The sequence below is a fragment of the Gimesia aquarii genome (assembly GCF_007748195.1).
GTDB classification, from domain to species: domain Bacteria; phylum Planctomycetota; class Planctomycetia; order Planctomycetales; family Planctomycetaceae; genus Gimesia; species Gimesia aquarii.
The window spans coordinates 4,121,939-4,142,726 of record NZ_CP037920.1 but is presented as its reverse complement, the minus strand read 5'-3'; the positions used below and the strand labels follow the sequence as shown (position 1 = coordinate 4,142,726).

The following is a 20,788-nucleotide window of genomic DNA, read 5'->3' as shown; positions in this document are numbered from 1 at the left end:
GAACCTGTTGAAATCAATGGATTGACTCGCCCAGTTGTCAATTATCGAGTCCAGGACAGCCATTTCTTAAACATGGATTTGATAAAAGGGGTTAGTCGGGTTCGGCTATATTGATCGCCTAGCTTGCGAATCGCTTCAGCCTGTGTGGGATAGGGGTGAATCGTGCCCCCTATCTTGGACAGACCGAGGCCATTATTCATCGCCACCGTGATTTCTGAGATCATATCACCTGCATTTTCAGCAACGATGGTCGCCCCCACGATTTGATCTGTCCCTTTTTTGGTGTGGACTTTGACGAATCCGTCGTCCTGGCCTTCCAGGATCGCACGATCGACGTCGCTGAATTCTTGAAGATAGGTGTCAATTTCAACGCCTGCTTCTTTTGCATCATGTTCGTACATGCCGACATGTGCTATCTCGGGCGAAGTGTACGTGGCCCAGGGAATGATCAAATCACTGGCTTTCTTTTTACCGAACGGTCCCATAGCGAATAGTGCATTCTGGATGACAATGCGAGCTTGAAAATCTGCGGCGTGCGTGAATTTATACTTCGAACAGACATCACCCGCAGCGAAGATACGTGGATTCGAAGTCTGCAAATTGTCATTCACTTCAACACCGGTACGATCGAACTTGACATTCACCGCTTCCAGATTCAAGCCATCAGTATTCGGTGCACGACCCACTGCGACGAGCAATTGATCGACAATCGTGTCGCTTTTCTCACCATTTTGAGTCACCGTGACACAGATTTTGTTATCTTGAGAACGGCTGATTTGCATATCCTGGCTATTAAACATCAGCTTGATGCCGTCATGCTCGAATTGCTTCTGGACAACAGCCGCCGCGTCAGAATCTTCACGTGGCAGGATATGTTCGGAACGTTCGAAGAGAAAGACTTCACTTCCAAATCTGGCAAACGACTGTGCCATTTCACTTCCGATCGGACCACTGCCTATAATTCCGAAGCGTTTGGGAAGTTCTGTCAGTGAGAAGAGATTTTCGTTCGTTAAATATTCTACTGAGTCGAGACCGGGAATCGGGGGAGCCGAGGCGCGTGCTCCGGCGGCGATGACTGCTTTCTTAAATTGCAGTTGTGATACAGAACCATCGGCGCGTGTAACGGTGATCGTATTGTCATCAACGAACGCCCCTTGTCCGAAAAATACATCGATACCCAAGTCCTTGAATCGATCTGCAGAATCATTGGGACTAATTTTTGCGCGAAGACGACGCATGCGTTCCATCGCTTTTCCAAAGTCGACCTCGGTACCTTCAGGAACATTCACACCGAACGGCTTGGCATCGCGAACGGATGCAGCCACGCGAGCAGCACGAATCACACCTTTGGAGGGAACGCAGCCTACGTTCAGACAATCACCCCCCATTAACTCACGTTCGATTAATGCCACACGTGCGCCCAAGCCTGCCGCACCCGCGGCAGAGACAAGACCAGCTGTTCCTGCTCCGATAACAACGAGGTTGTATCTACCCGCTGGTGTAGGATTGGTCCAGACTGGCGGATGGACGTTCGCTTCGAGTTGTTGATTATGCTCATCTTTAGGTAAAAGCTGGACTAATTCGTGTTCGCTCATCATGTTCCTCTTTTGGGAAGTTGTGGTACTCATATCGAATGATTTCTTCTTCGGGATTGATTTTATGTTACAGCACCATTTTCAGTTTCAGGTTGCACCTTTGATCGATTGAGAAATTTCATAGTGAATCTGACGATGAGAGGAAAAATGCCGAGCAGCACAAAGGCCACTATGATTTGGGTAAGTTGACTTGGGGTAAAGACGGCGTTGATCCCTTTTTCAGCGAGAGTTTGTAAATTGGGAACGCTGGAGCCGGCATACACATACACGAAGGTTCCCGCCAACATGCCCAGTTGACTGACCCACCAGAACGTAATGGTGCGGATGGGAGTCAAACCCATGACGGCATTGATCACAAAAAAAGGAACTGCGGGTATCAGTCGTAATGTGAAGAGAAAAAAAGGTCCTTCTTTTTCGAGGGCCTGATTGAAGCTGGCAAGCCGCTCACCAAATCGTTTCTGGATGGCATTGCGAAACAGGAACCGACTTAATAAAAAGGCCAGCGTTGCCCCGGCTGTGGATGCGAAACTGACTAATAGAAAACCTCGCAACAGGCCAAAATACCAGCCAAACACAAGTGTCAAAACAGCCGCACCTGGCAAGGAAAGCCCCGTCACCAAAACATAGATCAAGAAGGCGACACCATAGACCAGAACGGGGTTTTCTTTTTGGAAACTTATCAGCTGAGATTCCTGCTGTGCCAGGCTTTCCAGGGTGAGCGCACTGCCGAATTGTGTGTAGGCGATGACGATCAGACCTGCGACAACTAGCAAGACAACCAGTTTCTTTGCGATTCCTGATGAAGCCTGTTGCTCTGGTTCCTGTGTCATCGGTCTGGTTCCTCGTTGCTGAAATGGGACTGCTTGGCCCTATGTAACATCTGCTTTTAGTGAGTTCTATGAGTATGTCGGGATACTCTCAGATTCCTTACAAAAAACATGTCAGTTTTTTTCATTCGCTGTTGATCGCCTTCAAATTTATTGAAAATCCCCTGTTTTTGTTTGTTTTCTTCTGTCTGGACCTACTTTGAAAATTCGATTTTCGCCCCTACTAGTCTCTTGGACAGCAATTCTTGCGACAACTCTAGTGAAAAAGACCAATCAACTCAAACTCAAATTACTAAATCTATTGCAAAGAAATTGTTCTTCTGAGAATGCAGAATACTATGGTTGGCCTGCCAATCTCCATTTGTCACGTTCAAAACCAGACTGCTCCTGGTCCATTCTGCAGCGAATCCCTCAGTATGATTTCGTTTTTTGAACACGAGACGCATGTTTCACAGGTTTCTCCTCGATTGAGTGAGCATGGCTATCTGAGTTTTGCTGCAACGTTCATGAGAAATTCTGAGGAGAGTGATTATTATCAAGAAGAATCTGTTTTTGATTTCTTTTGTAAGTTGTGCTACTCTGAGCCGTCCCATTTTTCGGAATCATTTCGAACTCCGCATAAAATACTCAAAAGGATCAGTGAAATGGAATTAGAAAACTGTCAAAGTGTCGATGATTTTATGTCAGGGTTAGTTAAACGAAATCCGGGAGAGCCCGAGTTTCATCAGGCGGTTCGTGAATTTGCAGAAAGTGTTGTCCCCTTTGTACTGGAGCACCCTCAATACCAGGAAGCGCAAATATTGGAGCGAATGACGGAACCAGATCGTATTGTCATTTTTCGAGTCACCTGGGAAGACGATCAAAATCGAATCCGGGCCAACCGAGCGTGGCGTGTGCAATTCAACAATTCGATCGGCCCCTATAAGGGGGGGATGAGATTTCACACAAATGTTACGCAGAGTGTGCTTAAATTTTTGGGCTTTGAACAGACCTTCAAGAACAGTCTCACCGGGTTACCAATGGGCGGTGCCAAGGGAGGCTCGAATTTCAATCCTAAAGGAAAGAGTAACAACGAAGTGATGCGATTCTGTCAATCACTCATGACGGAATTGCATCGGCACATTGGCGAAGACACAGACGTTCCTGCGGGTGATATTGGAGTGGGAGCGCGAGAAATTAGTTACTTGTTTGGTCAGTATAAACGCCTCGAAAATCGATTTGTAGGAACACTTACCGGTAAAGGACTTGCCTTTGGTGGTAGTCTGGTTCGAACGGAAGCGACAGGATATGGTTGTGTCTATTTTTGTGAGGACATGTTTAACCATGTCGGCGAGAGCATTCGTGGAAAGACTGTGGGGATTTCAGGTTCGGGTAATGTCGCGATTTATGCTGCAGAGAAGTCTGTTGAGTTAGGAGCAAAAGTACTCACGCTTTCGGATTCGTCAGGGTTTATTCACGATCCTGATGGAATTGATGCGGAAAAGATCGCCTTCGTTAAAGATCTTAAAGAAGTTCGACGGGGGCGAATAAATGAATATGCAGAGAAATTCAAGTCGGCCAGTTTTCACGAAGGAAAACGTCCATGGAGTGTACCCGTTGATGTGGCGATGCCTTGTGCCACGCAGAATGAAGTGAGTGGTGATGAAGCACGCACTCTCCTTGCCAATGGTGTCAAGGCTGTTTGTGAAGGGGCGAACATGCCAACCGAGTTAGAGGGGGTTCATGCGTTTGTGAAAGCGGGAATCCTTTATGCTCCAGCTAAAGCTGCGAATGCGGGAGGGGTCGCCGTATCAGGATTAGAACAAAGTCAGAATGCCTTGAGACTTTCTTGGAGTCGTGAAGAAGTTGATGAACGCCTCAAGACAATTATGCGTGAAATTCATGCACAGTGTGTCACATATGGCAGCAAAGCGAAGTCAGAGATCGTCAACTATGTAGATGGTGCAAACATTGCCGGGTTTGTCAAAGTGGCAGAAGCCATGCTCGCTTACGGTGCCGTATAAACAACTGAAGGAACTCTTAAAATTATGACGGACTTTTTTGAGCGGAGTCTTATTGTTCATGAACAGTTACGTGGAAAAATTGGTGTCATGGGAAAGATGCCGATCAGCAACCGCGATGATTTATCATTGGCTTATACACCGGGTGTCGCACGACCATGTGAGGTCATTGCAAAGGATCAAAGCAAGTCGCGCGAGCTGACGATCAAGCATAATAGTGTTGCCGTAGTGAGTGACGGCTCTGCAGTACTCGGGCTGGGAAATATTGGTCCGCATGCAGCAATTCCGGTTATGGAAGGTAAGGCACTGTTATTCAAAGAGTTCGCCAACATCGATGCCTGGCCAATCTGTTTAGATACGCAGCATGTTGACGAAATTGTGACGACAGTCAAACAAATCGCTCCCGTTTTTGGTGGAATCAATCTCGAAGATTTCTCGGCTCCCCGGTGCTTCGAGATCGAAAGGCGGTTACAGGAGATCGGCATTCCCGTTTTTCATGATGATCAGCACGGAACGGCGATTGTACTTCTCGCGGCATTGATCAACGCTGCGAAAGTATTAGATCGCGATCTCACAAAACTGAAAGTCGTCATTAATGGAGCTGGTGCTGCGGGGACGGCAATCGCGCGTCTCTTGCGATGTGTTGGTCATAGTACAGAAGTCTGTGTGTCGGTCAACGATGTTGTTGTGTGTGATTCAAAGGGGGCAATTCATAAAGACCGTTCTGATCTCGCAGAATACAAACAGGAATTGTTGCGGTATACGAATCGCAAGGATCGAGTGGGGACACTACAGGAAATGCTTGTGGGAGCAGATGTGTTCATCGGCGTGAGCAAAGGGAACTTACTTTCAGTCGATGACGTTTCAAAAATGGCAAAAGATTCGATTGTGTTGGCGATGGCTAACCCTATTCCTGAGATTATGCCCGAAGACGCGAAACAAGGTGGTGCAGCCGTGGTGGGAACCGGACGCAGTGATTTTCCCAACCAGATCAATAATGTCCTGGCGTTTCCGGGAATTTTTCGAGGTGCTTTGGATGCTTGCGCTCCTGCGATTACGGAAGAAATGAAAATTGCTGCGGCGCATGCCCTGGCTGACGCGACGACTGATCCGACTCCAGACCGCGTCTTACCCGATCCGTTAGATCGGAGTGTCGCACCTCAAGTGGCTGATGCTGTCGCTAAGGCTGCCAGTCTGTTCTGAAAAAATGGTGGCGTTGCTTCAACCGCCAGTGCGACGTTGAGTGAACGTACTCTTTTTGTTTGTCACAACACGGTCAGGCTTTGGGACTGCCGCCTTCATGAGGCTGGATCTGTCTAGAACGCCCTTTTGAGACTCACTGGTTGACTTTTCCTGAGTGCGTTTTTTGGCACTCGCGGCGAGCTTCTTCTTGGCGACGCGTCGTTCGCGCTCCTTTTTTTTTTGTTGTTTATTCTTAGCCATTTGGCGATTCTCCGGTGAGGTGTATATATCGACTCTGATCGATCTCTAGGTCGGTCCGTTAAAATGTCATTATTTTCATTCTAGCAGAGAGAGACATTGAGGGATAGAATGGTTCGCCAGATGTGATAAAAAACAGCACTTATGTAACTAGTAGCGTTAAAAAACAGCTTTCAGTTAAGAATTAGATCGACAAACCATGCAGGAAGAAGCAGCTTATCTTTGTGATGCCTGTGGTGAAGAAATCGTCATTCCCATCGATATGTCGGCGGGAGCCGTTCAAGAGTATGTTGAAGATTGTCCGGTCTGCTGCCATCCGAATGTGGTTCACGTCGAAGTCGAGCCAGATGGAGCCATTCGGGTTTGGGCAGAGGGTGAATAATCGCCTCTGAAGAGAGTCAATGAGATTCTGCTTCAGGTCCAACAAACCGAAAACGAGGGATCTGCTCCCCCTCCACATCAACCATTTCCAAAAACATTTCTTTTGGTCGAACCCAGAGTCCTCGCTCGCCATAGTCTTGTCGATAGACAACCAGTTCTTCTTCGGTCTCACTGTGACGCGCTACGTCAATCACAATATATTCGTTGCCTTTATAATGTTGGTAACGTCCGTTTTTCATGCCGATTCCTCTTGTGCCAATGTTTGAGCCATCGCTTGTTGAAGTGGACAATCTGCTGAAACGCATTCACCTCGACGATATTGATTCAATAACTCGTTGGAGCGTTGCGCCAGCATGCGCCTTATTTCGCGCCGTTTCCCATTGACTCTTGGAATTGTCATCATGTCGTAGGCAGTGGTCTGGTGCCGCATCCAGGCGATGACGGCTGCTTCAGCTCGCTGCTCAACCGGGATTCTCTTGGTTCGAGCAACCGTACCACTTCCGACGGGCGTTGCATGTTGGGTGATAGCATGTGCCATTTGATGTGCTAAGTCTTTATAATCGGGATGAAAATCAAGAAATGTGCAGACGGCACGAAAGAAATCATCGACGTATTCCGTTTGAATTTTCTCTCGTCGGCGGGCGCTTGCGGCTTTACGTTTGGCATACTGTTCTGTTGAACGTTCTGCTTCTAATGCTTCGCGAATTTGATTAATAGTGCTAGCTGGTGCCCAAACTCCGTGAGAGAAGACTTTTCTGCCCTTCTTCTCCTGAACGACCCAGTGGTCACCTGCTGCTTTCACACGGCGAGTCAATGCGGCATCACCGGGAGGCAGTAAATTCCAGCCTTTAGGGGGCGATACCTCTTTGCCGTCAGCAGATTTTACTGTCTCTGGTGTGGAACCCGGTGAGAAAATAGAGTTGCTCATTGTCCTTCAACATCCTTGTCCGGATTATGATTTGTCGTGTTAAGTTCTAGTCTGATGTGACTGTGAGATCATGAGTATGGTATTTATGACATTTCAAACAACTTTGTGTCGCCGTTGTTTTATTATGACAAGTAACACATGTTTGTCGACTGATGGGCTGGAAGCCACTGGTACAGGTTTGCCGGCTATTACGATTGATCTGCCAGAATAAATTGGTTTGATTGCGGGTGAAATAATCACTCTGCAAAGTCTGGAGTTCCTCTTTTACAGACTTCTCAAACTGATGGCAACGAACACAGTTGTTTTTTTGATCTGTGATAAGATGTGGTGCATGAGAGAATCTTGTGAATTGTTCTTCAGATTGATGCGACCGGAAAGGCAGCCAATTGATTGTCGAAGTTCCGTTTTCCCGATTTTCATCAACAGAGTGGCAGAGAAGGCAGCGACCTGACGCCAGCGCGCCATTTGATGCTTCCGTTCCGGAAGCAGTCGGGTTTGAGAAAATACGCCACATGTTCGAATCATCTAATGACTCTGTTTTCGTTTGTATGACTTGATCTAACCAGCCTTTAATGAGCGGATCAGCATGTCCAATGGGGCGATAGCGAATTGTAAAATCTGCTTCTGAAAGATGCCAGCCATTCGTTTTGTTGACCGGTAATGTGCACGGCTGTTCTTGATTTTGTTCCTTTGGCTCATTCAGGATTGGTTTTTTCTCCAGATGGTTTTTCATTTCCGTAGACAGATTTGGAAACCAGATTTGCTGAGCCTGGGATAACGTGGAAATAATCGAAGGGCTGAGGTTTAAGTATTCTGGCGCTCTGTTTTTCAGACGTTGCTTTAATGCCGCTTCACCTTGATTGGTAATGTCATACAGCAATTTTTTAATTGCCCAGGCAATTTCTGCTACAGCAGCGTGATGTTCCGGTATCGTATTATTTAGTTTGCGGTAATCGAGATCTCCCAGTTGTTCGATGGCATTTTGATATTGAGGATCATTTGCAAGCAGTAATTCCATGAACTGTGGTAACTTGGCGGTCTGGAAGGTCCCCTGAGTGTTCGGCCACTCTCCCTGACCCTGGATCATGGAGGGAGCGATGACAGGGATCGCAAAAAATGGAACGCCTGGAAATTCAACATCTTCAATTTGAGGTTCATGGCAACTGGCACAGGTCTTTTCAAAGCTCCCCGTCAGCATGATGCGACCTGTGGCATCGGGAGTATGACAAGAACGACAAGAGGCTGGCTTTTGCCCATTTGGCATCGTGCGCTTAAACTCGTCTTTCACAAAATAACGATTAAGGTGTGCCGCATGATCAAAATATATCCGTGATCGGCGTTCGTAAGGATAGTCTTCTAAAGAGGGATGACCGTGTTCGAAACTTTCAAATTGCCTGGTATGACATGTCTGACATTGAAGGTCCGTTAAATGTGTGAGACTTGATTCTCTGCCATGATGTTCGCGATGACAGGTGGAACAGGCAAGTTGATGGTTTGTCGCAGGGTGTCCCGTGAACGCAGCAAACTTCAAGGCGAACGGTGTTGATGTAATCTCACTCTTTGCTTGAATCTGTTCTGTGATCTCAGTTAATCGGTCTGTCGAGACTCCATGTACAAAGAGGGCATTCTCACCCATTTCGGTATGGCATTTCAAGCAAAGCGCTGAATCTTTCAGTGCTGCTTCTCCGTCAAACGCAGTATGAATCCAGGTTGTGAGTCCTCCTTCTGCAGCTGTATGGCAGGCACTACAATTTGATTCAAGATTGGCATGTGATTTGGTGACTTTTCCGGGAGTCAGTAGAGTCGATGCCGTGAAGCGGTTGAAAGAAATGAGACACAATGTCCCGGCAATCATCGCTGCGAAAATTCCCAGGAGGCGGCGTTTTGCAAGCAGACTGCGTCGCGGCTGGCAGTCTGACTCAGGCTGACAGCAGGTTCCATCAGCAGCGGGGCCTTCTTTACACTTACCGCCATTCACTACAGAACGCGTACAAGTATATCGCCCTCCCTTCTCCGCTGGTTGGCAACGGCTTTGTAATTGACATTCACCTTTACTACTGGGACCGAGCCGGCAAGGCGCGCCTGACTCACAGACACGCCCACAAACCCATCCATCCTTGGGGCGTTCATAATTGCTGCTCTTCCAGTCGAATGATTGTAACGGTTCAGTCATCCACTCGTACTCGCAAAGGCACAAACAGCGATGGTATGAAACAATGCAAAGAGAATCAGTGAGTATGTTAATGGCACATGCACGAAGAGCCATAGCTTTAGTAACGCTTGTAGTGCATATTGGTAGTCGAGATCATCTTTTTGCTGAATCAGTTCGACGATTTGCTGCATTGTGATTTGTTCCTGCTCATTGAGAAACGGTTTCATCGCCGTGATCTTTTGCGATAAGTGATGTCGATGGCGTTCTGAATGCAATATGTGTCGCATCAGATTACTGGGACCTGCAAAAAATGCTTGTAAATGTTTCTGATAGAAATCAGGAATCGCTTTACTGGCAGCGGAATCTTGATTGTCAAATACCAATGATTCAACTTTATCGAGTATGTTACGTCGATGGATTGGAATGCGTTCGAAAATGACTTCTTCTCCACGAGATGAGAGTCGGTACGGTACGCTACGTGATAAAAACCATCCGATGACACCACTGAGAAACACAGTCAGGTATGAAAAGAACAGGAGCGTTTCAAAAAAGCCATTGGGAATCCGAAATTTTATATGAAGGGCAAACAGTAAACAGGAGAAGAGTCCGATGAAGATATGAAACTGAAGCCAGGCAGAGGTACTTCCAATTGATAGAAACGAGAATGTTTTACGTAACTGATAGCTTGCCAGAATAAAGATACAGATCAACAACATTGTTCCGCTGGCAAATGATGTTTTTGAGAGTGTGATAGAAAAGAGAGAATAGCCTGCAATCATGAGTAAAGAGAGAATTGCAAACGCAGCGACGGTAAATCTTTGCTGGAAGAGAAGATTCCTCATGGCGAAAAGACCTCCTCCACTTTGGATGCATCATGCATGTCAACACGGAACAGAGCATCATGAGGACAAGCACGCTCACACGCAGGGCCACTTTTCTGGTCAATACAAAGATCACACTTTGTAGCCTGTGTGAGTGGGACGTGAGACTTGGAATCGACAATGATCTCGCCTTTTGAATCTCGAATATCAACCATACGAATGGCATCAAAAGGACAGTTGCTTGCACACTGAGCACAGCCAATACAGGTTTGCTCATTGATGACGATATCACCATGATCGAGATCACGTTGAATCGCAGCGGTAGGACATTCAATCATGCAGATGGGGTCAACACAGTGCAGACAGGCGTTGGGAATCATGTATTGATTGAGTATGGGGCCATGACGAACAAAACGAGGGTTATTGTCATGTGCTGAGGCACACGCTCGTACGCAATCATCACAGCGTGTACAACGATCAAGATTGATCACCATCAAGGATGTCCCTTGTACGTAATGGTGATCAACGAGCTGGCTAAGAAGGATGTCATCATTTAATTTGACCGTATGACTGTCTGCCGTGCGGACAGTGTCAGGGATTTTGTTTGATTGAATATTTTGAGGAGACTCCTTATCTAAGAGAATCTCTTCAACCAGCGGAGTGGGAACGAGTACTGCATTTAAATGGCCGATGGCACTGAGTCGAGTGCGACTGGCTACCGGAGTGAGAGACTCAAGTTCTGCTTGAATTTCGTCTAATCCAAAGATCTGGCCGGGTGACAAATAGCCGACTGTACGTCGTCCGTTGTAATGACGCTTGCTGATTCTTGCCAGGCCACTGCGAATCATCACGATGCCGTTCGGGTAATCCCCTTCTTGAATGATGACCGGTTCTCCCGCATCAGTATTGTTATCGCCGTCTTTTATTAATTCCTTAAATGGCTTGTGAGAGTCGTAGTTGCCGTAAGAATGAAATTCGACTTGATCCACGATCCGTTGCAGTAATTCAGGTTCACAGTCGTGAAACAGAGGATCAGTTCGCAAAAATGCAGCGAGAGCGCGTTCTCGAAAAACGTCTTCAATATACTGCTTCAGGCTCCCGTTTCGATCATGCCGTAGGATATCGCGAATTCCCTGCCAACGGATTTCGAGAAGTTGCGACACGCCTTCCGAGAAAACCGTTGCAACACGGCTGGTTCGTCCCAAGGCAGCCAGTTCTCCAAACCAGTGGCCTGTTTCAAGTTTTGCAGTCCGGTATTTGTCGAGTACCGCTGAAACTTCCTGAAGATAAATTCGAGTCTTTCCATGCGAGATACGTGTGTTGAACGTCGGTTTGTTACCAACTGAAGCAATTTCTCGAACTTCAGGATGTTTGTTATTTTTCCAAAGTTGAGCAATCGATTCAAAAAACGTTTTTACCTTGCTGACGCGACGTCCCAGTATTTCATCTGGTAACGATGTCTGTTTCCGTTCCAGATCGACACGAACTGTTCCCGAAAGCACGAAAAAGGCGGAGTTTCCCCAGTCACCTCGACGCACGATGATATCGCCATCATCATACCCTACGATTCGAGAATCATTCTTCATGATTTCACGAAGTGGTAACGATTTTTTAAAACCTTCAGGATTTATTTGAGAAAAGGGAGGCGATTGCAGAAGCGAATCAACAATTTCATCAGTCATCTCACCTTCACTCCCCACTTCAAGTGAGAAGGGTTTATCCCAGCGACGTGGTCGTGAAATGGATGGGTCTGACATAGAGTAAGCGCTTGTTTGTGACTTGATAAATGAAAGACGGTTTAGTTTTTGAGATATTTTTCTTTGTATTGTTGGGAAAAGTGTGGTGGTAATTGGTTAATCATTGTGTCCAGTCCAGCCAGTTTTGCACCATTGTGATTTTTAGCGAACAGTTTCGCTTGCTCTGCGACTTGATCTGCTGCCTGGCTATATGTTGTCTTATCGCTTGGCTGAGGAACAAAAAGCGTTCCCAGAATGGGGGTAATCAGCGTGGTCACCTTTTGAACTTCAGGTGTAGGAGCAAAGGCGTTGATTTGTGAAAGCTTGGCATTCGCGGCTGCTGCAGTACCAGCAATTTGAGGGATGACAGCTGGATTCGTTGCATCTGCACGTTGACGCAGTGCTGCCTCTAATTGAGTCAGTGTGCCGACGACAAATTTGACCCGTTTGCGATTCTCGGCCGTTCCGCCGGTGCGTTCCATCCAGAGTGTGGGGGCATCTGCGTTCTTTGTTTTATCAACCAGAAAGTTGTGTTTCAATTCTCCACTCGACCAGGAAGCAAAATCAAAGGCACTCGCCGATTTGTGTCCCGCGGCGATTAACTTCTCATTACCAATGATATGACACTTCATGCAAGCCTTTGATAAACCATAGAGATTGGAAGAACGGATCATCCCCGCTTCATCACAGTGTTTGAGACGTGCTTCCCGATGTTCTGCAGTTTCTTCAGCCCGCGGGATCGGCATGCTGGCATGATAAGACTGATGACGATTCAGCCAGCCGTCATTCCCCCCCGCGGCGCCATGGCATGATTCACATGAGACACCCGAGATGACTTTCACCTTACCGTCTCGTACTGCCTTTGTGGCGTGACAGTCGGCACACATGGAATCCGCCAGCAAGCTGGCACTTGTGATTCCCATGGCGGTTGCATACTTCTTTGTATTGCCCTCAAACTTATAGAGCCGCATATCGGGCGATTGCGCATGCACTGTTTTCATCCAGGTTGCCACTTCAGAGGGGTGACACTTCTTGCAGTCTGCATTGGTGACTCCCATGATTTTCTGGGGCTTTGCCTGTTTGCTCTCCGCATTTGCTGCGGCCACTGATTCCGTTGCGTACATCTCTTCTGAGAAAGTGGATACAACAATTTGCAGGAGCAGGCAAACAAACATCATCAAAAACAGACAATTGATTGGTTTGAGTCGACGAATTCTGCATGAAGTGCAGTTCATTATAGAAACTTTCTATGTCTGAAATAGGAGAAGGGATATAGCAATTTTGTCAATTATCGTGGTCTGTTTTCGCCAAAGAACTGCCGGATTGTACGACCTGCCGAGTACATGTAAATCGAAAGGAAAATTTACAACATACATATAAGTAACGGTGGATGATCACCGTTTACTACTCGAAAAATTGACTTTTTTGTTAGAAAAAAACACGACTATTTAAAGAAAGGGGTGTTGCCATTCATCAAAAAATGCGTTTTGAATACTAGGCTTTGTGATCATATCTCTATCAAAAAGGTAGAGATAATCAAAGTCAATCCCATATTGGATCACATCTGAAATTCAATGACAAAACGGAACTCAACAATGATGCATCTTATTGCAACAGGCTCAAGACCAGGTGAAAAGATTGAATGGGATATTCCTGACTCGAAGACATTGTTGTTAGGTCGAAGTGCGGAGAACGACTTCGCAGTTCCCTGGGATTCCACCATTTCACGGATGCATGCAGAATTCGAACGGCATCAGAGACGCCTCAATATTCGCTGTTTTCCCAGTGTCAGGAATCAAATCTGGTTCGACAATCAGTATTACAGTGAGTTGAGTGTATCGGTCGGAGAGAAATTTCAAATTGGCGCGACAGAATTCCAATCGGTCGATCGAACGCCGAACTCAGGGATATTACAAATCCTGGATGACCTGGATACTGATTCCGATATCTTAACAGAATTCAGCTTGCGTACGACTGATTTTAGAATCGAGGCCGTTTCCAAATTAGTGCCAACATTATGGCTTTGCAAGGACAAAGATAATCTGGCTAGTCAAGCGGCTCAAATACTCAAAGATGTGATGAACCATGCAGATGTCGTGGCAATCATCGAGAGCGACGGTGAAAAGAAATGGAGTGTTGTGCATTGGGAGCAGCCGGTTCCGGGGTTCAGGCGTGTGTCGATTGTCAGGTCCTTAGTACGTGATGTCTTGAAGAAAAATGAAACAGCAATCGAGGTGGAGAAGAACCGAACGGGAGCACCACTGGCAAATGGACGGTGGGCTTTTTGTACGCCGGTAAAAACGGATGCAAATAAGAAGTGGTGTCTTTATACCTGTGGTCGTTTTGGTGAAGAATCACCTTCTAAGGCATATTTATCGACGGATGACTTACAGGACGACTTGAACCTGGTTGAGCTGGTGGCCCAAATGCTGTCTGCGATTCGTCGGGTACATGAGCTGGAAGACCGGTTTTCCGGGATTCAGCAGTTCTTTTCACCCGCCATCATCAAAATGGTTTCCAAAGATGACGCCAAACACACTCTGGAACCAACAGAAACCGACACAGCGGTTTTATTTTGTGATCTGCGAGGATTCTCTCATATGACAGAGCAGGCTGGTAAGAATCTACATCATTTTCTGGGTCGATTAAAAAATGCTTTGGGAGTCATGACTCAGAGTATTAGCGGTCAGAATGGTGTGATTGCCGATTTTCAGGGAGACAGTGCACTCGGATTTTGGGGCTGGCCCCTGCCTTTGTCGAAAGGTGCGATTCCAGCCTGTCTGGCCGCATTGCGCATTCAAAGAATGTTTAAAATATCGAACAGTTCTAAGGAAAATGAACTCAGTGGATTTGAAGTTGGAATTGGAATCACCCGTGGTCAGGCAATTGCTGGAAAAATTGGGACCAGGGAACAGGCGAAGGTTGGTGTATTTGGTCCTGTGGTGAATCTGGCATCTCGACTGGAAGGCATGACAAAGCAGATTGGCGTTCCCATTCTTATCGATGAACCGACGGCTTCCGATGTGCGCAACCTGCTTCCTGAAACGGAAGGACGTTGTCGACATATCGGAATATTTCGTCCCGCCGGATTTGAAACACCATTTTCCATTTATGAATTACTGCCTTCTGAAGGGAAAAGCTCAATTTCAAATCAGAATATCCTTGATTTTGAAGCAGCAGTCGAGGCATTTATTGATGGTGATTGGGAACGCGCACTTGATTTGCTAGGGCATTTGCCACCGAAGGATCGTGCCAAAGATTTCTTGTTACTTCAGATTGCTTGTAACAATTACAAGGCACCAGCAGATTGGGATGGTGTTATTTCTCTTGAGAAGTAAGTGACTTCAATAGATTGACATGCCACTTGAACAAGGAAGTAATTTAGCTGATATTATTTAAATGCTTAAATCTACAACGTAAGCTACATGCCTTTAAATTAAGTTTAGAAGAGTTTGAACAAGCTAAACTAAGTGTCTGCTATTCTTGGAGAAATTCAAGTTTTTATTTAGTTTTTCGGTTAGCAGCTAATGCTACAAGAATCGAACATCCACCTCCTATACTGTGAAGCACTAAGGTCCATTCAGATCCAAGATGCAGCATGTTGGATAATACAACAGTTGCATACACAAAAATGAGTCCTGAGCAATATACTAATAATGAATGCTGCCCACATAAGACTAAAGGGAATGCTAACTTCGTTTTCCAAAAGTTTCCTTGTGCTGATGTAATAGAGTTAATGTAATATGCAAGTGCCAGAATATTAATCAGTCTAAGCGGTCCAAGAGTTTGTTTTGATTTTACCATTCTCATAAAAATAAACCAATATGGTGAAGTCAATACTTCATCTGATAAAAATTTCTGCTCAGTAAATTTGAAATAAACTATAGATAGAACAATTAAAAGGGCAATATTTTTTAAAAACCGATTTTGGAGGAGAGTCAGCCTTCGCGAGTGTGTTCTCATACCAATGACCATCCCAATAAAAAATAAAAATTGCCAGGAAGAAAGATTAAAATAGAATGGGCTATATTGACTATAAGGTACTGGAATGGTGAACCAGCTAAAGCATTGACTCAGTACATACAGTCCAATAGATAAAAACCATGCCAGCTTGGATGACTTTTTTAGAATTAAGAAGAGTACCGGGAACAAAAATAAAAAGAAAATGATATAGAGATGTAGGATTTCAAACCCGTAAGGAGCATAGATAAGGTCCAAGAAATACAAGAAAGCCTGAAGAGGCCATTGAATGAGCGGAAATAGAAACAGCCGTTGAGAGATTTGATTATTATATATGGCAAACGGAATACTAACTATCAAACAACAGCAGAGAGTTAACAAAGTGGCTAAATAGAGCCTGATACCACGATACAAAGACTTCTTGACACAAGCTTTGTAACCTTCTTTTAAATAAACACGATTATAGACTCTCCCATATAGGTATCCCGATAAAAAAACAAAAACTTCAGCTGCATCACATGATCCTACTCCTTGTAAAGTAAATTGACTTATAAACGATTCCCCAAGCATGCTTTCCACATGATCAATTAAGATCATCAACAATGCCAGTCCCCGAAAAAAATCGATCCTAAGATCGCGATGGTAGCATTTTTCCAACTGAGTGAGATCAGAGGGCACCATAAAATTATCTTTTTATCATCCTTCAAAATTTCTAGTGACTGTGTAACTCTCAACAGTAAAGTATCGCGTAATCATTTTTACTTCTGCGAAATTCGGCAACACTTCCAGACGCTCGGTATAGCCAATATTTGTAAGCAATAGATTATAGACTGGAAATATGACAGTCTTCGCGACTTGGATATCGAATATCCAATCGCTCAGAGGAGTGAATGCTGTATCCTACTTGTCGAGATACCGTTCCTGATAAAATGCAGGTAGAGGCGATAATCGAAACGTTAACTTCGAATAATTCTACTCAACACTCATTGGTTGGAGAAATAACTAGGAAGAGTTATGAATAAGTAGCCTACTCTTTTTCAAACTGAATAGCCAGAAGGACTCAGATTGAAAACACTATGGAGTGAATTCTAAATCGGTATTTTAGTTGCTAATGTATTTCACGAACTTAATGTTGTAATAATCATAAAAAAGAAATTCAAAATGGCGAAAAGAGAATTGGCCCTCTATTAACAGGTTCCCTAACAGATTAATTATGTGAATTTTTTGAAATAGATCACCATGACAGGAAGTTTAATAGAGCCATATAGACCAACCTGGAGATGCTAGTCAAATTGCTTGGTCCATATCAATTAATTAACATTATTGACAATGCAGTAGGTGTCATATTTGCATTAAATACATTAATATAGAAATCCATGTAAAAGAAACGATACACTCTTGATGTGTTTTTTAAATATTGTAAAATAAATGTGTGCTTGTTCAGATCTGATATGCACCGATTATATGTGTATATATGATACAAATTAAAAATTTTATGGAGGATAGCTCATGTCACGATTTCTTATGTTAACTGCGGTTCTTTTTGTATCAATCGTAATCTTTAATTCAGTGGTTCTTAGCTCATCTGCCCCGGGTGAACCATTAACTGCAACAGAGATGGAAAACGTATTTGCTACCGGTGGTTGGTCAGATTGCACTGTTGGGCCAGCATGTTCAAGTCCAGAATCTAGTCAATCTTGTGGTATCCCAGACGATGGAGCTGGAACGTGTACAGATTCAGGTATTCTTACTAGCGGCAGGGGTGGGCAGCCTGGACTCGTTTGTGGATCTTGTTCAGGGGCAGATCAAGAATCTTGTGCTTTGTCAGGTTGTTATTTTTGGTGTACTGCGTGCACGGGTTCTACTCCTATGTTATTCTGTTGTAATAAAAAAACTTGCAGGTTTAGAGCAGTGTTCGGTCAAGGAGGAGTATGTGAATGTTTTCAAAATCTACTTGTTCCAACTCCTCATAACAGTAGAGAAACATGCACATAAAACTTTTAAATTGCGTCAGTTTGCTATTTGAAAAATCAGACTCTGCTGGCGCTGGGTCTGATTTTGTCATAGCTACTTGAAATTGAGCATGAATGCGATACAGCAACAGTAGAAGGTAAAAGTATGATCCGGAATCTCCACTTTCTTATTTTACTAATCGCGATTCTGAAAGTTACTTTAGTGGTTGCAGAAGAGCAGTCAATTAATGCAGTCATTGATACTATTGCTCAGAGTGAAAAAAACGTTCAAAACTTTCAGTATAAGATGACAACAGAGCCCCATACTGTAATCTATGATGGCTCGAAGTGGATTGTCAATGTTTCTGATAAGGACACAAATCCTGGAAAATCCCTTTTTCCAGGTATGTTCCAATCAGCTTCCGAAGTCACCTTTGAATCATCAAACAGCCAATTTCACGCAACTTATGATGTTCTTTCTGAAAGTAAAGACCCTGAAGGCAAGAACCTGTTTTCAAATCGTGAAATGAAATATGCATATGACGGATCTCAGTTCATGCAGTTACGTTTAGAGCATCTAACTAAAGAATTACCTGACTGGCAACAACCGCCTAAAAATTGGAAAAGTGTCTATACAAGCCCTCCAGCTGGAATCATTGACTTGCCTCAAAATCAGTCCAAGTACATCCAGGATAATCTATCTTTTATGGAGTCTACTGCAGTTAACTGTGGAATCGGCTGGGTGACTCCTTTTGTCTACTCGATGGAAGAACCGATTATGAAGCTTTCCGATCTGTTACAGCTCAGATTGGATGAGGGTGAGCAGGTCATTTTTCAACAAACTACAGAAGGATTATGGGACATCCACTTTGGCCTGCCATATGGATTTCGAATATTCTATGACCCCGTTGCAGGGCGCATCGACAAATCCTTATGGGGAGCTTGTATAGAGTGTCCAGTTGAGGGTGGGCCAAAATTTAAAAATATGACTTTTACAAATTTTGCTCAGTACTACTATGCCGATTCAAAGTCATTGATACCGAACCAAGTGATTTTTGTTAAAGCATTTGGGAAAAAAGAGAAGTTTGTTAAAGGTCGTCAAGAGTCCGGACTTGTCATGAACTTTACAGACCAAGCCCTTAATCAGAATTTGAACGAAAATGATTTTCGCATCAAATTTACTAAGGGAACTGTGGTTCGGGATTACATAAATAAAAAAATATATACTGAGGGTGATGATAGTACCAATGACGTCGAAGCTACTCAGAAATTTCTTGCTTATCATAATCTGCTCGACGATTCTGGCCAGCGTCGTGTGGGACAATCTCCACCTAAACGCAATCAGAATTTAATCTTAATTAATCTCGGAATTTTATTTGTTATTTTAATTATTATCATTTTCTTGCGGTGGAAACATCGGAAAAACATCATTTCATCTATTCTTTTGTTTGGTTCTCTCTGTCTTTGTTCATCTTCCTATGCTGATGATGAACTCTCTCACCAACATGAGAAACGTTGTGGACAACTGGTTACAATTGCTACATTGCAATTATATGGCATAGAGGCTAACGCAGATTTAATTCAACAGGAACTGAAAGTCGGAAAACGCGGGATCAATCTTTCTCGTATTCAACGTGTGCTTTCGGCTTACGGTATACGAGTGATTGGCCGAAAAGGCCTTGATTTGGCTGATTATAAGAAGTATCTCAACAAATCACGAATTGCAATCGTTCCTGTTGCGATCAATGATAAGGCAAACCATTATGTTCTGTTATTGCGTCGTGTGAAAGATGGTAAACTTGTCGTAGTAGATCCTCTTAAATTTGTTGTTCCAGTGGCAGATAAAGCAAACAAGGTTCTGACATCGATGGATGGAATTTGCCTTATTTGTGAAGGGTTGGATATGCCTCATGAAGAGTATCTTGCCCAGCTAAAAAAAAATGTATCATTTGATAAGACAATTATAAATGTAGGTGATCTTTCGATTCTAAGAAGTCAAGAAAAGCCTAAATTGCATGTTGAGTTAAGTGTTTCGAATCGATCAAATCGCCCAGTTTTACTTGATCAGTTCAAAGGTACTTGTGGTTGCCTGAGTTCGAGCATCCCTTCATGTATCATTGATGCAAACTCTACAATAAGCATGGAAGCAATTATTGAAAAATCAGCATGGGGAAGAGGTATCCACTCGAAGTTTCTTTCTGCAAGATATCAAGGTGAACCAATAGCACACGTCGAAATTCGTGCCAATGGGGTGCAAGAAATTGATTTAAATGGGCTCATGATAAAGCCAGAAAAAATTGAAGTTGAATTATCTGATAACGAGTGGTCAGGTAATGCTAGTTTAGTTTCTGGAACACCATTATCGATTCGTGGTGATGATCGTATTCTTGATACGATCAGTGTGAGTTCAAGTCATGACTGGATGATCATAACACCCAAACGAATTTCCTCAGACATTTTAAGTATGACACCTCAAGTCTCGGTTACCGATAAACTGAAACGTTTGCTGAGGGATTCAAGTTCTCGCGTAAGATCAACTCTGAGCATAGAAGATTCATTCACGAGTAAAAAGACAGAAGTGCCTGTTTTCATTTCACGAGAATCTACCTATTTCTTTAAGCCTACTGTCGTGTCTATTAAGCCTGGCGAAACTACTACAAGCTTATCATTACACAGTCTTAGTGTAAGAAATAGTCTCGAAAAGCATCTTCCTAAGATTACTATTACCGCACCTGCATTTTCTGGAAGTACTCTGAATTCAAAGTTACATATTGAAAATGGAGTCATACGAGTGAATTTAGATATCCCCGAGCAGATGCGAGCATCACGAACTTTGTTACTCAGAGTAAAAATTGAAGGAACAAACTCTATCGATGCCGCTTCCACAGTTTTACGTATTGAGAGTTAACTTCAAAAATTTATGTGTCTCTCATTATCTTGGCTAAGATACATCAAACTGGTTCTATTAGATCGACGCCACTTTATTAAATACTGTT

16 protein-coding genes are annotated in these 20,788 nt (G+C 44.1%); 6 read left to right on the top strand and 10 right to left on the bottom strand.

The genetic code is table 11. The annotated features are described in order from the left end of the window. Positions 1 to 41 precede the first annotated feature (41 nt). A complete protein-coding gene (locus V144x_RS15985; protein ID WP_144990953.1) occupies positions 42 to 1,595 on the bottom strand; it encodes a mercuric reductase in 1,554 nt (517 codons plus the stop codon). A gap of 62 nt (positions 1,596 to 1,657) precedes the next feature. Next, positions 1,658 to 2,425, bottom strand: a complete 768-nt coding sequence (locus V144x_RS15980; RefSeq protein ID WP_144986122.1) for a TVP38/TMEM64 family protein — start codon at positions 2,423 to 2,425, stop codon at positions 1,658 to 1,660. A 641-nt stretch (positions 2,426 to 3,066) separates the two neighbouring features. Here V144x_RS15980 and gdhA point away from each other — a divergent pair. Further along, a complete protein-coding gene (gene gdhA / locus V144x_RS15975) occupies positions 3,067 to 4,425 on the top strand; it encodes an NADP-specific glutamate dehydrogenase (protein WP_144986121.1) in 1,359 nt (452 codons plus the stop codon). A gap of 24 nt (positions 4,426 to 4,449) precedes the next feature. After that, the gene (locus tag V144x_RS15970) at positions 4,450 to 5,625 is read left to right on the top strand and encodes an NAD(P)-dependent malic enzyme (protein WP_144986120.1); all 1,176 of its coding nucleotides are present in this window, start codon (positions 4,450 to 4,452) and stop codon (positions 5,623 to 5,625) included. An 18-nt stretch (positions 5,626 to 5,643) separates the two neighbouring features. On the opposite strand, the gene V144x_RS15965 is transcribed toward V144x_RS15970, so the two are convergent. Then, complete coding sequence (locus V144x_RS15965; protein WP_144986119.1) at positions 5,644 to 5,865, bottom strand: hypothetical protein; 222 nt, start codon at positions 5,863 to 5,865, stop codon at positions 5,644 to 5,646. Between the two features lie 196 nt (positions 5,866 to 6,061). Here V144x_RS15965 and V144x_RS15960 point away from each other — a divergent pair, with 196 nt between their 5' ends. Beyond that, positions 6,062 to 6,244 carry a CPXCG motif-containing cysteine-rich protein gene (locus V144x_RS15960; RefSeq protein ID WP_144986118.1) on the top strand — a complete coding sequence of 61 codons (183 nt, stop codon included), beginning with the start codon at positions 6,062 to 6,064 and terminating at the stop codon, positions 6,242 to 6,244. A gap of 16 nt (positions 6,245 to 6,260) precedes the next feature. Here V144x_RS15960 and V144x_RS15955 read toward each other — a convergent pair whose 3' ends face one another. From V144x_RS15955 to V144x_RS15930, 6 genes are read right to left on the bottom strand one after another with little or no spacing between them, the layout of a single operon-like run. Continuing rightward, on the bottom strand, positions 6,261 to 6,482 hold the full coding sequence (locus tag V144x_RS15955; protein WP_197998461.1) for a DUF1653 domain-containing protein: 222 nt from the start codon (positions 6,480 to 6,482) through the stop codon (positions 6,261 to 6,263). Then, positions 6,479 to 7,171, bottom strand: coding sequence for a DUF2293 domain-containing protein (locus V144x_RS15950; RefSeq protein WP_144986117.1), 693 nt, complete (start codon positions 7,169 to 7,171; stop codon positions 6,479 to 6,481). The genes V144x_RS15955 and V144x_RS15950 overlap by 4 nt, the downstream gene beginning before the upstream one ends. 46 nt (positions 7,172 to 7,217) lie before the next feature. Next, positions 7,218 to 9,344: a hypothetical protein gene (locus V144x_RS15945; protein WP_144986116.1), complete on the bottom strand. Its 2,127-nt coding sequence runs from the start codon at positions 9,342 to 9,344 to the stop codon at positions 7,218 to 7,220. Beyond that, positions 9,341 to 10,165, bottom strand: coding sequence for a hypothetical protein (locus tag V144x_RS15940; protein WP_144986115.1), 825 nt, complete (start codon positions 10,163 to 10,165; stop codon positions 9,341 to 9,343). Before V144x_RS15940 ends, V144x_RS15945 begins: the two co-directional genes overlap by 4 nt. Further along, positions 10,162 to 11,901 carry a cyclic nucleotide-binding domain-containing protein gene (locus tag V144x_RS15935; RefSeq protein ID WP_144986114.1) on the bottom strand — a complete coding sequence of 580 codons (1,740 nt, stop codon included), beginning with the start codon at positions 11,899 to 11,901 and terminating at the stop codon, positions 10,162 to 10,164. The genes V144x_RS15940 and V144x_RS15935 overlap by 4 nt, the downstream gene beginning before the upstream one ends. A gap of 41 nt (positions 11,902 to 11,942) precedes the next feature. After that, entirely contained in the window at positions 11,943 to 13,115 is a 1,173-nt protein-coding gene (locus tag V144x_RS15930) for a cytochrome c family protein (RefSeq protein WP_144986113.1), read from the bottom strand. A gap of 360 nt (positions 13,116 to 13,475) precedes the next feature. On the opposite strand from V144x_RS15930, the gene V144x_RS15925 reads away from it, so the two are divergent. Continuing rightward, positions 13,476 to 15,218 (top strand): adenylate/guanylate cyclase domain-containing protein, encoded by a 1,743-nt coding sequence (locus V144x_RS15925; RefSeq protein ID WP_197998460.1) that lies wholly within the window; start codon positions 13,476 to 13,478, stop codon positions 15,216 to 15,218. 163 nt (positions 15,219 to 15,381) lie between these two features. Here the strand turns inward: V144x_RS15925 and opgC are convergent, their stop codons facing one another. Further along, positions 15,382 to 16,521 (bottom strand): OpgC domain-containing protein, encoded by a 1,140-nt coding sequence (gene opgC, locus V144x_RS15920; protein ID WP_144986111.1) that lies wholly within the window; start codon positions 16,519 to 16,521, stop codon positions 15,382 to 15,384. Between the two features lie 949 nt (positions 16,522 to 17,470). On the opposite strand from opgC, the gene V144x_RS15915 reads away from it, so the two are divergent. Together V144x_RS15915 and V144x_RS15910 are read left to right on the top strand one after the other, a co-directional pair. Beyond that, positions 17,471 to 17,866 carry a hypothetical protein gene (locus tag V144x_RS15915; RefSeq protein WP_144986110.1) on the top strand — a complete coding sequence of 132 codons (396 nt, stop codon included), beginning with the start codon at positions 17,471 to 17,473 and terminating at the stop codon, positions 17,864 to 17,866. Between the two features lie 92 nt (positions 17,867 to 17,958). Next, on the top strand, positions 17,959 to 20,700 hold the full coding sequence (locus V144x_RS15910) for a cysteine peptidase family C39 domain-containing protein (protein WP_144986109.1): 2,742 nt from the start codon (positions 17,959 to 17,961) through the stop codon (positions 20,698 to 20,700). Positions 20,701 to 20,788 lie beyond the last annotated feature (88 nt).